Here is a 12,175-nt window from a genome sequence, read left to right on the forward strand (position 1 = left end):
CAAGATATGCTTTTGACGCTCATGCTGCGGGTGATTGAACACATCCTTTGCAAGACCCTGCCTCTATAACCTCACCGAGATACATATAGATGACATAGTCCGCGAGGGCGTTTTGCCTGGCGAAGTGTGTGCGTGTGACGATAACCGACGTATATTGGCTGTTTCAGGTCACAAACAGCATCTAAATATTCTGCGAAGAGATCCAGGTCCAGCGCGGAGTCGGCTCGTCGCCAGGGATGATCTCCCAGCTCGACAGCCAAGCGCGGGCAGGCAAAGGGCGCCTGCTGCCCATCGACAGGCTCGTGGCGATCGTGCAAACCAAAGCTGGACTACTCCACAACCCAGATCTCAAGATAATGCACGCGCACCGCGGCTTTATACTCCCTGCGGTCTTTCTTCATCCGATGGATGTTCATTCCGCAGACGAGAACATCATAAATTGACATCGGCAGCGCGGAAGGCTTCGCTGGGCGAGCAACCCACCGCGGACTTCGGTCACATCCACATCGCGGTCGTAGATTATTCTGTCCATCAACCAAGAACTTCTCCCGTGAGGCGTGGAACCGTCATTCAATTCTAGAAAACGATTAAAGGTTTTCGTTAGGGTGTGTTGCGCAGCCGGAGGGTCCCATGATGACCTTGATCTGGTTCTTAATCTGATATTGATTTTTTTTAAGGCCTGCTGTTTTACCGTAATAAACGTTGAGGTCTTTTACTTGAATATGAGCATCCATAGATAGTTTATCGTACGCGGGGTGAAGCAATGCTTCGCGTGCCCTATTTGATCGTGTATTGGTTCAACCCTTGCCGACAGCTAGCGCGAGCCGAGACTGAATTACCGGAGGTGATCTTGATCGAATTAACGCTGGCGGGCATATCCGCGCTGCTGTACCTCGGGATAAGGCGAACCAAGTTGAGAAAACGGCCAATGGCAAGATGCGTTGGGCGCATCAAAGATGTGGGAATGCGGTCCGTGTGGCTGGCGGCAAATAAGACCGAAGACGCATCACCAATTCCGCGGCCAAAGCCTAACAAAAACGCGGTTGTAATTCCAGGCAGCATCTGACGCGTGACCACGCGCATTGCCACTTCGAATTTGGTCGAGCCAGCGCGAGCGCGGCATGTTCCAGATCAACAGGCATGCGGCGGATGATTTCGTCCATGGCACGGGTCATGATCGGAAGTTCGATCAATGCAAGGATGATGATGCGCCAATAAGGAAGCGCGGATGCCGAGTGCGATCATTAAGCGTGAATCCAAATGCGCCGTAGACAATGGATGGGATGCCCCAAAGCACATCCAGAGACAGGCGCACATAATGTCCCCATTTTGAGTCGCCTAGATAGGTTTTGAGATACAGCGCGATCGGCACGCTGAATACCATCGCGAGAAATGTGCCGCCCGATGCCAGATACAACGAGCCAAGAATGGCATTCAGGATCCCGCCGCCCTTGCCCATGTAGTACCCGCCTTCGGGGATCTTCGTAACCATGTCCATGAAAGGGACAGCAAACCGCGCACTACAACGATCCAAAGATCAGGCCGAGCGCAGCGGTCATCAGAACAGGGGAAACCTGCATGATGATCTTCGTGAAAGTTTCCACCAGATGGCGTCTTTCCCATTTCTTTTTATTAAAGCCCATTTTGGACCTCTCATTCTCTGGATCACAAGAATGGAAAGGATGTTAAAGATCAGAATAACTACCAATAAAACCAGCGCGGCGCTCAATAACGCCGCATCATATAGCGGAATGGACATCATCTCGCCGTAATTGTTTGCGATCAAGGCTGGTAATGGATAGGCTGAATCAAAGATCGAAGTCGGCACTTGTGGGATGTTGCCCACCACCATCAACACGGCGATGGTCTCACCAAGCGCGCGTGACGCTCCGAGCACAATGGCGGCGAGAATACCTGGTCCCACTTGCGGCAGGACGATATTGCGAATGGTCTGCCATTGGGTCGCACCGACCGCCAGGGATGCATGCCGCAGGTCGTTGGGGACGGTGGAAAAAATCTCGTACATGACCGAAATGATCAGCGGGGCGATCATGACCGCGATCACGATGCTGGCGAGGATGCCAACCCCTATCGGCTGGTTGACACTGAAGATCGGAACAGAGCCCAGCCAACGGTCAGAAAGAGGCGCGAGTACTTTATCCACAAAGGGGACGATGGCAACCAATCCCCAGACGCCATAGACCACAGGCGGAATTGCGGCTAACAGATCCAATACTGGTTTGGCGACGGAACGCAGCCGGGCATGGGCATACTCTGCCAGATAGATCGAGGTCAACAAACAGGCCGGAACGGCAAGAACCACGCCGACGGCGGTGACCCAGAAAGTGCCGAGGATAAAAGGCCAGAAACCGAATTGCCCGTCGCTTGGCCGCCAGACATCCCCAAAGAGCAAGTCGCTTAATGGGTAGGCTTGCAGGATCGGCCACGAACGAAATAGCAGCGCAATTGTGACGATTAAAATAAGAAGGACAGGCAGTAATGTAAATGTAAAAAAACTGCGCCGCGCAAAATTATCCTGGCGGGCACGGGCAACTACGGAAGGCCGGCTGAGCCGGCCTTCCGCTTTGTTTATGGATTGGGGTGGATTGTCCATCAGGCTCATTTGAGTTTATCAAGCGACTCAGCTTGTTGTTCAGGGGTGAGCGGCACGAACCCGGCTGATTCTAGGTATTGCTGTCCATCGGTGAGAATCCATTTGATAAAAGCCAGGGATAATCCTTCGGGCTTCCCCATCGTGGCGAGGTTCTCAAAACGTGAGGGCGGCGATGGATACGTGCCATTCGCAACTGCGCCGAATGCATCCTCCTTGATCTTGTAAATTTCAACAGCATCAGCTTTCCCGTTGTTGTCAACATCAATGGGCGGAATGATGACGCCGGGCACAATGTTGCCATTCGACAGATCGAAGATGCTGTTCAAATTGCCATATCCGATCGCCAGCGGATCCTTGATAACCGTATCCAAGATCGAAGGCTCGCCGTTCACGCCAATGCCCTTTAGGTCTTCCTGGGCTTTGCCGCCGGCGAATTTTGCCCATTGCTCAGCCGCGCCGGAAGAATCAGAGCGGGTGAAGACATGGATCTCATCCGTGATCGACGGGTCGCCTACCACTTCACCCCAGGTCTTGATCTCTTCGGTGATGTAGATCTTATTGAAGATCTCCTGTGTGATGCCTTTTTCGAGAAGCTGTGCCGCAACAGGGTTTTCCGAGCTGACGATCGGGAAGACCGCGTCTTTGGTAACGGATACCCAGAAGATGCCCTGCGCAGTCTCTTCATCCTTGATGGAACGTGAGATCATGCCAATATCCACGGCACCTGCGATGGTATCGGTCATGCCCCTTGCCGCGCCGCCGCCCTGCACATCGAATTCAACATCAGGATGAAGTTTTGAAAATTCATCGGCCCAAACGGTCATCATCGGATAAAGCGCGAACGCTCCGGAAACAGAAATGACTCCGCTGATTTGTTCTTCAGCAGGCGATTGAGCCGCGTCAGACGCAGGGACAGCTACCGCTTCAGGAGCGGAACTTCCGCACGCTGATAACGTCACAGTTAAAATCAGGAACACAGACAGCAATGTTAAAGTTTGTTTTCGCATATTTAATCTCCAATTTGTTTTGTATATTATAAAGTCTATAGAGATAGTATACTTTTGAGGTAAATAAAAATGCGTTCCCCAATACGCACTTCTATCTACTTATTTGATGCCGAGTTTTTTGCGGACGGCGCTCTGCCGTTTGGTTACATCCGCAAGGCTGGTGTTATCGAGAATACCGGCAATGGCATTACGCACATCACCCATCACCAGCCGCAGGCCGCAGGTCTGCTCATCGGGACAGCCGCATGGCTCACAAGACATCTGGCTGACACACTTGATCGGAGCAACCGGACCGTCCAGGACGCGAAAAATCTGTCCGAGCGTGATCTCACTGGAGGACCTGGCCAGGTAATACCCGCCGCCGACGCCCATTTTGCTGTGGAGCAAGCCAGCGTTCTTGAGCGCAAGCAGGATCTGCTCAAGGAACTTGGCTGAGATCTGCTCTCGTTGAGCGATCTCCTTGATCTGCACCACAGGCATGGCATTCTGCTCGACAGGCTCCGCCAGAACGATCATCGCCCGTAGCCCGTATTCACCGCGTTTGGAAAGTCGCATGCAATCTCCTAGTAATACAATAGACTTTATTGGATATAATCATAATTCAGCGACTGAATTATGTCAAGATGAATTAGCCGCCTGTTAGCCCAAAGCTGAAACCCATCCAGCAGATAAATTTCTCACTTGAATCGTCACTTCCCTGCGGTATAATCCGCACGCTATGGCAAGACGAAAAGCGCCCGAAGAACTCTCCGTTGAAGAATTGCGCCGCCTCCTGGTGGAGAAACGGCGCGGGGCGCGCAAGGAACGTTTAGAACATTTTCGTCGAACCGGGCGTGTTGTGACAGTTGCGCCGGAAATGTCTGATTTTGACTCACAGACGCAGTCATCCGCGCCGGTAGTTGATACTGCAGATGCAGGCGGATCAGCGCTTGAACCAGCTCCCACCAACCCGCGCCGGAAATGGATGGACCGCATCCTGCTTGGTGTGGAAGTGCTGGCCGTCATTGGCTTGGTCGCAGTGCTATTGAATGGACTCGGTCTGCTTCGTACTCTTAACACAGAAGTCGCCGCTGCGCTTAACCCCGTAACAGCCACCCCCACTCCGTTGATCATGGCTGTAGTTTTGCCTTCGGGTCATGTGCCTCCAGACGAGCAGGGAAATACGCGCCCTAATGAGGCGGAAATCCCTGAACACCTGCGGCCGATGGTGCAGTCGCTCGCGAACATTCCCATCCCCACTGCGGCTCCAGATCAGGGAATCCGAATTCAGATTCCCGCCATCAACATTGATGCCCCTATCGTTCAGGGAGATGGATGGGAGCAGCTCAAAAAGGGCGTCGGTCAATACGCAGGTTCCGCCGACCCTGGCACAGATGGGAATGTGGTACTCTCAGCGCATAATGACGTCTATGGTGAGATATTCCGCTACCTGGATAAACTCGCTCCCGGCGACCAGGTTATTATCTCGACCCGCCAACGCCAGTATGTGTATATCGTAGATCGAACAATATTGGTGGAACCAACCGCTGTGGAAGTGATGGCATCCACAGGCTCACCGACCGTGACTTTGATCTCATGTTATCCATATCTTGTTGATACACAGCGCATTGTTGTCTTTGCGCGATTACAAAACTAGGAGAAATAAAATGGCTAAGAAAAACAAAAGACCTGCAGCAGCCCGAATGGCGACACCCGCCGCGCCCGTGGAATTCAATCCCGATTATTCCAATGTCAAGAAAGACCTTTCCCGCATTGGTATTCTCGCAGGAACTTTCTTTATCGGACTCATCGTTCTATCTTTCTTTGTAAAGTAGAAATTTTAGGGTGTACGCCAAAGAAGGAATATTCTGCGTACGCCCTAAAATGTTTCCATAATACTCGCAACGAAATAAAGCGTGTCGTTTATCCGGTTCGAACTGCGTGTTGACACCTTCCCATAGTTCAATAAAACCAGACAGAAGGCGGTCAAATCAGTTGTTCAAGGGTGGAGTCCAAGAATGCCATGTGGGAAAACATGGGAATATTGTGCCATATGTTTGAAAATCAGTCAGGGTGTGCGCATCATATTTCAGGAGCATAAAATGGCATCTGCTCAAAGCACTGTGGATTTTCTTGTCGGCCAAATGTTGGCGGCAGGAGAAATTTCCCATAAAAAAATGTTCGGCGAATACGGGATATACTGCAACGGAAAAATGGTCGCCTCAATCTGTGATGACAAACTTTTTATCAAGCCGACTGCCCGCGGAAGAGCGTATATTGGGGAGGTCGTGGAAGAGTCACCCCTACCCTGGTGCGAAGCCGCATTTTTTGATCTCCAACGAAAAATCAAAAAATGGGCATTGGCTGGGTGAGTTGATCAGGATCACAGCCGAAGAACTTCCCGTGTCAGTAAAAAAGAAAAAAGCCGGCAAATCCTAAAACAACCACCCGCATGGGTGCTATAATAAACAACATATTTTCGTGAAGTTTCCCCCATTAATATGGAATTAAATTCCAGAAGGATAAACCGATGCCAGCAGTGAATTATCAATACGAAAAACGCAAAAAAGAATTGGAAAAGAAAAAAAAGAAAGCTGAAAAAGATCGCCAGAAAGAGATCAAAAAGAACAGTAACAAACCCAGAGAGACTCCGCCCCCACCTGTGGCTCCTGAAAAATAGACTTGCAACATAAAGAGCTAATGAACAACCTCCCTCACAAACATCTGCAAGGGAGGTTGTTTTTATTAAACATATAATTTGATGGAAGCATCCTCATGAACAAAATAATGATCATGATTGATTGGAACTATTATGGCGCAGGTACAACAAAAACAGAACGGGCAATCGTTTGGACTTTTGGAATGCCTGGCACGGTAATATTTGCTCAGGATATACTGGGCGGTGTGACCGCCAACTCCCTGAATAACTGCAAACATTTTTATCATTCACCACTCGAGCCTGAAGAAACAGGGGTGAATTGAATATGAATCATGAAACTTCCCTTCTCGCAACGATCGCCGTCAGCCTTGTGTTTGCCTTCTTCGGTGGATTTATTGCGGTGCGGCTGCGTCTTCCCGCGATTATTGGTTATCTACTAGCCGGAATCATCGTTGGACCTTTTACGCCAGGCTTTGTTGCTGATTCCAAATTGGCACTTGAACTGGCTGAGATCGGCGTCATACTATTAATGTTCGGCGTTGGGACTCATTTTTCAGTCAGGGATCTGATGGCTGTGCGTGCCATAGCTTTGCCGGGGGCGCTCTTGCAGATCGTGGCTGCCACAGTATTTGGTATGGGCATATCTAGGCTGTGGGGTTGGACATTGGGAAGTGGACTGGTCTTTGGTCTGGCATTATCGGTTGCAAGCACAGTCGTTTTGTTAAGAGCCATCGAAGCACAGGGGATGCTTGATTCGCAGGATGGTCGAATCGCGATTGGATGGCTTATCGTTGAAGATATTGTCATGGTGCTGGTGTTGGTGCTTTTGCCGGTTTTCTCTTTTTCGCTGGGGGGCATTCCTTTAGAGACCATAGCGGCTCAAAATATTTGGGCTACCATCGGCATCACATTGGGCAGGATCATTTTATTTGTAGCCATCATGCTTATTGCAGGACGCCGTTATTTTCCCTGGTTGTTGCAACGCGTGGAAAAACTAGGTTCGCAGGAACTATTTACGCTCGCTGTTGTCACACTTGCGCTCGGTGTGGCCTTTGGTTCAGCGTATTTTTTCGGTGTTTCTTTCGCGTTGGGCGCATTCTTCGCGGGAGTGGTTATTAATGAATCAGACCTCAGCCATCGGGCTACGCATGATCTGCAGCCGCTGCAAAACGCATTTACCGCTTTGTTCTTTGTTTCCGTCGGCATGTTGTTTGATCCCACAATTTTGATCCGCGAGCCTTTGCGGGTATTAACTGTGCTGGCGATCATTGTGATTGGGAAATCGCTTGCGGCATTTTGGATCGTGCGCCTGTTGAAGTATCCTCTGGCTACAGCCTGGACCGTTTCCGTTGCCCTGGCGCAAATTGGGGAATTTTCCTTTATCCTGGCCGGGCTTGGCATGCAGCTTGGTTTACTTTCTCAAGACGGGCAGAGCCTGATCGTTGCCGGCGCGCTGCTTTCGATCACAATCAATCCACTGCTTTTTTATTTGGCATCCAAACGGAATCTTGTAACGACTGGATCATAAAAGTAATCTGATTTGAAAGGTCATCGAGACCTCGGCAAGAAACTCCCGCTGTTTTGGAACCCCCCCCCCCCCCTCCGGGGGCGCCCGGGCCCCCCCCCCCCTGGGGGGGGGGGGGGGGGGAGGGGAATGGGTTTAGGTTTAATCAGGGGAGGAGGGCATGTTGGCGAATTACCATTCACGAGTTAGCGAAACACCCCGCTTTAGCAGTAGAGGATGCCTGAAGGCTCGCGGTTTCATAATTGCCAAAACGCCATGAAATTGATCGCTCAAATAAAACTCCTGCCTGCGCCTGAACAAGCGCAAGCCCTTCGTAAAACTCTTGAGGTTGCAAACGCCGCCTGCAATTACATCAGCGAACAGGCGTGGGATAGTCAGACATTCAAACAATTTCCAATCCACAAACTTACGTATTACGATGTCAAGGAAATGTTTGGCTTGACCGCGCAGGTGGTTGTTCGTTGCATCTCGAAAGTTGCAGATGCTTATAAGCTGGATAGAAAAGTCAAACGTACTTTCAAGCCGCATGGCGCGATTGCTTTTGATGACCGCATCCTGACCTACAAACTGGACAGGATGGAGTTGAGCCTCTGGACAGTAGAGGGCAGACAAAAGATGTCCTTTGCCTGCGGAAAACGCCAGCTTGAATTGCTCAAAGGCCAGCATGGGGAAAGCGACTTGTGTCTGGTCAAAGGTAAGTTTTACCTGATGGTTGTCTGCGAGGTGGAGACACCCAAGCCAATTGACGTGGAAGGGGTGTTGGGGGTTGATCTGGGTCTTGTCCAGATCGCCGCAACTTCGGACGGTGGCGGGGTTCAGCGGCGCGGCGATCGAAGATAACCGCCGAAAGTTTGGACATCGCAGAAGCAATTTGCAAAAGAAACAGACCAAATCCGCCACACGAAAACTCAAGAAAATATCTGGTGTTCAATCCCGTGTTCAAAAAACAACCAACCATAGAATCAGCAAAATTCTCGTACAGATTGCGTATGACACTCATCGAGCGATTGCCCTTGAAGAATTGGGCGGTATCCGTGAGGCTCCCGTAAAAGGACGCAAGCAGAGAGCGAGACATGCGAATTGGTCGTTCTACCAACTGAGGCAGTACATCGTTTACAAAGCCGAGCGCGTGGGGGTTCCTGTGATCTTCGTTGATCCAAGAAACACCTCGCGCACCTGCCCCGAATGTGGTTGTGTTGATAAAGCCAATCGTAAGTCTCAATCTGTTTTCCTTTGTACCGCTTGCAACTTCTCTGGCAATGCGGACAGAGTAGCGGCTGTGAATATCGCAGTCAGGGCAGAAGTAAACCTGCCAATGGTCTCGAACCTTCGTGTTCAGGGACAAAGCCCCCTGCTTTAGCTGTGGGGTTCGTTTACATCCGATATGGAGTTATCAATGAAACATCTGATCCTCATCTTTTCAATGCTCGCTTTATTCATCTTTCCTTCAGCAGTTCATGCTGATGTTGCCCCGCCGATCAATCCGCCGGGGTACAACCCGGAGCCGGGGGCAGAATCCACACAAGTGCGAATGATGGCTGAGACCGTATTAGTCGATGTGCAAAAAGATTTTGATCTTCAAAGTTTGGGCAATGCCATCGTCACCGCAGATTTCATCATGCGCAATCTCGGCAATGATTCCGAGAGCATGGCTGTCCGATTCCCGATTGCCGCACAGAATGGGCGTTTCGAGTATCCCGAGATCGCCGATTTGAAGATCTCTGTCGACAGGAAAAAGATCGAGCATCGCCGTACCAGCTTTCCCGATGAAGGAGACCCGAGCCAAATGATCCCCTGGGCTGAGTTCGATATTACCTTTCCGCCTGGACAGGATGTGTCCATTCAAGTCAAATATAAGTTGAAGGGATCGGGGTATGCCCCTTACACCGCCTTTTACTACATCCTCGAATCGGGTGCGGGCTGGAAGGATACCATCGGCAGCGCGGATATTATTTTGCGACTACCTTATGAAGCCAGCCCGCAAAATGTGGTTATCGGGCTGCAGATCGGATGGGCCGAAACCACGTCCGGGGGAGTTTTTCAGGGTAACGAGGTGCGCTGGCATTTTGATAACTTTGAGCCTGGTCCACATGAAGCCGCCATTCACAACATGGAGTTCGCGCTCGTAGCCCCATCAGTTTGGAACAACCTGCTCATCGCACGCGCAAATGTTACCAAGTCCCCCAATGACAGCGAAGCCTGGGGGCAACTTGGAAAGGCTTACAAGTCCGTATTTTTGATGCATAAATATTATCGGGATGATGACGCCGGAAAGGAACTTTACAAATTGGCTATTGAAGCCTACGAAAAGTGTCTCGCGCTCAACCCCAAGGATGCGCAATGGCATGCCGGTTTTGCCGACCTGCTTGCCAATCATGCTTTCTGGAATTCTTTTTTGACCAACCCAACTATGGATGTTTACCGTGCATTTAATGAAATACATACGGCACTCGAGCTGGCCCCGAAGGATGCCAAGGTTCTGGAGATCGCAGAATCAATTTATTTAATGTTCCCAGAGGGAATGATAAAAACTGAAAACGGATACGATTTCCCGTGGCTGACTCAAACTCCCACTCCGCTTCCTGTCACCCTGACAATTCTACCTGCTGAAAGTACAGTTGCCACCTCGGCTGTAGATGAAACGGCAACTTTTGTTCCACGTATTACGAATACGCCCCTCCCCATCTCCAGTCCTGGTAAAAACGAAACAACACCTGCGCCAAAAACAACCCTGCCCTGCGGGGCAGCAGCACTGGCTCCGCTAACGATCAGCATATGGTTGGTCAATAAACGCAAGCTACTGCATTAAACCAGTGTCTGCTTACGCTCTAATACCTGACTTGCTCAAATTAGTGTCCTGAACTCAGCTTTTTTAGCATAATCGCCGCAGTTTCAGGAACCTCAGGTTCGGCCAAAATATCCTTTCCATTGAATTTCACAATCCCTGAGCGTAATGGCCGCACCAGTTTCACAAATTGTTTGATACTTAATCCAGTCTGTTGTTCAATGTTTTTACTGATTGCCAAAGCTGCCAGAACCAGGGTGAGATGTGCTTCGATCGCATTTCGGTTTTGATGATAAATTGGTCTGGCTCTCAAATCTGATTTTGCCATTCTGAATGTAGCTTCCACATGAAAGAGCTGATGATAGTATGCAATTACTTCCATGTCCGGAATGTCCACCAGATTCGTGACATATCCTTTGATACCGGCGAGGGCTTTTGCCTTATCAATCAGCTTCTGATTGAGTTGTTTGCTGCTGGCCTTTACACTTAAGAACTTTGTCTTGTTGGATGGAGTCTGTCCACTGACTGCTTTTTTTGCTTTGGCCACCTGCTTTTCAATGTTGCGGAGATCCAAGGCCGCCCGTTTCGTTCGATACTGGTAAATTACCCGATACCCATCTTGCTGCATCGTGATGACCTGTTGATCGCTTAGCTCACCACTCTTCTGAAATTCGGCAATATCGTATGGCACTTTTTGCAATCTTGAGCCAACTATGTAGGTATAGCCTGCTTTTGTGAGGGCTTCCAGATTGGCCGCACTGAGCATGGCTGCATCCGCCACTACGGTGATCTTATTCAGACCATGCAGCGATTGAAAAGCTTCCATGACAGGCAGGATGGTCTTGGTTTCCGCTTTATTCCCCTCAAAACTATGCAACTCCAACGGAAAACCATTTCGATCGACCAGAAGACCCATGATGATCTGCGGCTCTAATCGGCGTTCTTTGCTCATGCCCGGCTTACGGTACTCATCTTCTTTTTGCACCTCAAAATACAAGGTCGTGACATCATAAAGTACCAGCGTGAGGTCTGTTCTTTGTACATGCTCTAAACAGGCTTGACTGATGATCTTCCGATATTCTTGTTCCGACGCCTTGACTAAACAACGGTAAAGCTTATTCCATCAATCGGGTCCACACCCAAATCAGCCATGACCCTCAAACTATCCAGCTTCGATGTGGGTTCCACAATTCTGACTATGCACAGAGCTTCAAAGATCTTATCGTTCAAGCGGGAGAATCCCAGCTTGCGGTATTCTTCTTGAAGTATTGTCCACAACAAGCCTGAGAAGGACTTCTTTATACTGATGCGCAAGGATGGATGCATTTCAGGAAATAATTCTATTTGGTTTTCCTGTTGTCGTTTGTGTGCCAATGCAAGCAGGTTTTTCAGTTCTTGTTCGTTATGGGCACTTCCTATATGTTGGATCTTAACGATCTTACCTTTTTGTTTGTACGCAACCTGAACTGCAGTCGCCCCACTGGCTGTTTTGACTTTGCGAATGAATGCCATGTATTCAATTTTAACCTAACCGCCCCTGTCCTTAGTGTCCTAAATACCGTATCTTCACGAGGGAAAATTCAAAAAATGGCAAAAGTGAGCAAGT

General features: G+C 49.8%; 14 protein-coding genes and 2 pseudogenes. 9 read left to right on the forward strand and 7 right to left on the reverse strand.

Going from position 1 to position 12,175, the window contains the following annotated elements:
• Positions 1 to 777: 777 nt before the first annotated feature.
• The 5 genes from IPL17_RS23740 to IPL17_RS23760 all read right to left on the reverse strand — a co-directional run bounded on the left by IPL17_RS23740 (position 778) and on the right by IPL17_RS23760 (position 4,176).
• A complete protein-coding gene (locus tag IPL17_RS23740; protein WP_345309570.1) occupies positions 778 to 1,083 on the reverse strand; it encodes a hypothetical protein in 306 nt (101 codons plus the stop codon).
• A gap of 106 nt (positions 1,084 to 1,189) precedes the next feature.
• The gene (locus IPL17_RS23745) at positions 1,190 to 1,498 is read right to left on the reverse strand and encodes a hypothetical protein (RefSeq protein WP_345309571.1); all 309 of its coding nucleotides are present in this window, start codon (positions 1,496 to 1,498) and stop codon (positions 1,190 to 1,192) included.
• Positions 1,499 to 1,558: 60 nt separating this feature from the next.
• Positions 1,559 to 2,614, reverse strand: coding sequence for a phosphate ABC transporter permease subunit PstC (pstC, locus tag IPL17_RS23750; RefSeq protein ID WP_345309572.1), 1,056 nt, complete (start codon positions 2,612 to 2,614; stop codon positions 1,559 to 1,561).
• Positions 2,615 to 2,619: 5 nt separating this feature from the next.
• The gene (locus tag IPL17_RS23755; protein ID WP_345309573.1) at positions 2,620 to 3,621 is read right to left on the reverse strand and encodes a substrate-binding domain-containing protein; all 1,002 of its coding nucleotides are present in this window, start codon (positions 3,619 to 3,621) and stop codon (positions 2,620 to 2,622) included.
• 99 nt (positions 3,622 to 3,720) lie between these two features.
• Positions 3,721 to 4,176, reverse strand: coding sequence for an Rrf2 family transcriptional regulator (locus IPL17_RS23760; RefSeq protein ID WP_345309574.1), 456 nt, complete (start codon positions 4,174 to 4,176; stop codon positions 3,721 to 3,723).
• A 163-nt stretch (positions 4,177 to 4,339) separates the two neighbouring features.
• On the opposite strand from IPL17_RS23760, the gene IPL17_RS23765 reads away from it, so the two are divergent.
• From IPL17_RS23765 to IPL17_RS23805, 9 genes and pseudogenes are all read left to right on the forward strand, one after another.
• Entirely contained in the window at positions 4,340 to 5,257 is a 918-nt protein-coding gene (locus tag IPL17_RS23765; protein ID WP_345309575.1) for a class D sortase, read from the forward strand.
• Between the two features lie 10 nt (positions 5,258 to 5,267).
• On the forward strand, positions 5,268 to 5,435 hold the full coding sequence (locus IPL17_RS23770; protein ID WP_345306826.1) for a hypothetical protein: 168 nt from the start codon (positions 5,268 to 5,270) through the stop codon (positions 5,433 to 5,435).
• A 267-nt stretch (positions 5,436 to 5,702) separates the two neighbouring features.
• Positions 5,703 to 6,039, forward strand: a pseudogene (locus IPL17_RS23775) (TfoX/Sxy family protein).
• 91 nt (positions 6,040 to 6,130) lie between these two features.
• Positions 6,131 to 6,280 carry a hypothetical protein gene (locus IPL17_RS23780; protein ID WP_345306824.1) on the forward strand — a complete coding sequence of 50 codons (150 nt, stop codon included), beginning with the start codon at positions 6,131 to 6,133 and terminating at the stop codon, positions 6,278 to 6,280.
• A gap of 95 nt (positions 6,281 to 6,375) precedes the next feature.
• Positions 6,376 to 6,582 carry a hypothetical protein gene (locus IPL17_RS23785; RefSeq protein WP_345309576.1) on the forward strand — a complete coding sequence of 69 codons (207 nt, stop codon included), beginning with the start codon at positions 6,376 to 6,378 and terminating at the stop codon, positions 6,580 to 6,582.
• 2 nt (positions 6,583 to 6,584) lie between these two features.
• A pseudogene (locus IPL17_RS23790) lies at positions 6,585 to 7,745 on the forward strand (cation:proton antiporter); the annotation flags it as partial.
• Positions 7,746 to 8,039: 294 nt separating this feature from the next.
• Positions 8,040 to 8,624 (forward strand): hypothetical protein, encoded by a 585-nt coding sequence (locus tag IPL17_RS23795; RefSeq protein WP_345309577.1) that lies wholly within the window; start codon positions 8,040 to 8,042, stop codon positions 8,622 to 8,624.
• Entirely contained in the window at positions 8,551 to 9,144 is a 594-nt protein-coding gene (locus IPL17_RS23800; RefSeq protein ID WP_345309578.1) for a transposase, read from the forward strand. Before IPL17_RS23795 ends, IPL17_RS23800 begins: the two co-directional genes overlap by 74 nt.
• 36 nt (positions 9,145 to 9,180) lie before the next feature.
• Positions 9,181 to 10,593 (forward strand): hypothetical protein, encoded by a 1,413-nt coding sequence (locus tag IPL17_RS23805; RefSeq protein WP_345309579.1) that lies wholly within the window; start codon positions 9,181 to 9,183, stop codon positions 10,591 to 10,593.
• A gap of 40 nt (positions 10,594 to 10,633) precedes the next feature.
• Here IPL17_RS23805 and IPL17_RS23810 read toward each other — a convergent pair whose 3' ends face one another.
• Both IPL17_RS23810 and IPL17_RS23815 read right to left on the reverse strand, forming a co-directional pair.
• Positions 10,634 to 11,638, reverse strand: coding sequence for an IS1634 family transposase (locus IPL17_RS23810; protein ID WP_345309581.1), 1,005 nt, complete (start codon positions 11,636 to 11,638; stop codon positions 10,634 to 10,636).
• Between the two features lie 29 nt (positions 11,639 to 11,667).
• Positions 11,668 to 12,081 (reverse strand): hypothetical protein, encoded by a 414-nt coding sequence (locus IPL17_RS23815; protein ID WP_345309580.1) that lies wholly within the window; start codon positions 12,079 to 12,081, stop codon positions 11,668 to 11,670.
• Between the last annotated feature and the right edge of the window lie 94 nt (positions 12,082 to 12,175).

The organism is Candidatus Villigracilis saccharophilus (assembly GCF_016711665.1).

Excerpts from the sequence above, each read along its gene's own strand:
- IPL17_RS23795 (WP_345309577.1), top strand. The coding sequence starts at position 8,040 with ATGAAATTGATCGCTCAAATAAAACTCCTGCCTGCGCCTGAACAAGCG.
- IPL17_RS23745 (WP_345309571.1), bottom strand. The coding sequence starts at position 1,498 with ATGGACATGGTTACGAAGATCCCCGAAGGCGGGTACTACATGGGCAAG.
- IPL17_RS23785 (WP_345309576.1), top strand. The coding sequence starts at position 6,376 with ATGAACAAAATAATGATCATGATTGATTGGAACTATTATGGCGCAGGT.
- IPL17_RS23740 (WP_345309570.1), bottom strand. The coding sequence starts at position 1,083 with ATGCGCGTGGTCACGCGTCAGATGCTGCCTGGAATTACAACCGCGTTT.
- IPL17_RS23760 (WP_345309574.1), bottom strand. The coding sequence starts at position 4,176 with ATGCGACTTTCCAAACGCGGTGAATACGGGCTACGGGCGATGATCGTT.
- IPL17_RS23780 (WP_345306824.1), top strand. The coding sequence starts at position 6,131 with ATGCCAGCAGTGAATTATCAATACGAAAAACGCAAAAAAGAATTGGAA.
- IPL17_RS23770 (WP_345306826.1), top strand. The coding sequence starts at position 5,268 with ATGGCTAAGAAAAACAAAAGACCTGCAGCAGCCCGAATGGCGACACCC.
- IPL17_RS23815 (WP_345309580.1), bottom strand. The coding sequence starts at position 12,081 with ATGGCATTCATTCGCAAAGTCAAAACAGCCAGTGGGGCGACTGCAGTT.
- IPL17_RS23765 (WP_345309575.1), top strand. The coding sequence starts at position 4,340 with ATGGCAAGACGAAAAGCGCCCGAAGAACTCTCCGTTGAAGAATTGCGC.
- IPL17_RS23805 (WP_345309579.1), top strand. The coding sequence starts at position 9,181 with ATGAAACATCTGATCCTCATCTTTTCAATGCTCGCTTTATTCATCTTT.
- IPL17_RS23755 (WP_345309573.1), bottom strand. The coding sequence starts at position 3,621 with ATGCGAAAACAAACTTTAACATTGCTGTCTGTGTTCCTGATTTTAACT.
- pstC (WP_345309572.1), bottom strand. The coding sequence starts at position 2,614 with ATGGACAATCCACCCCAATCCATAAACAAAGCGGAAGGCCGGCTCAGC.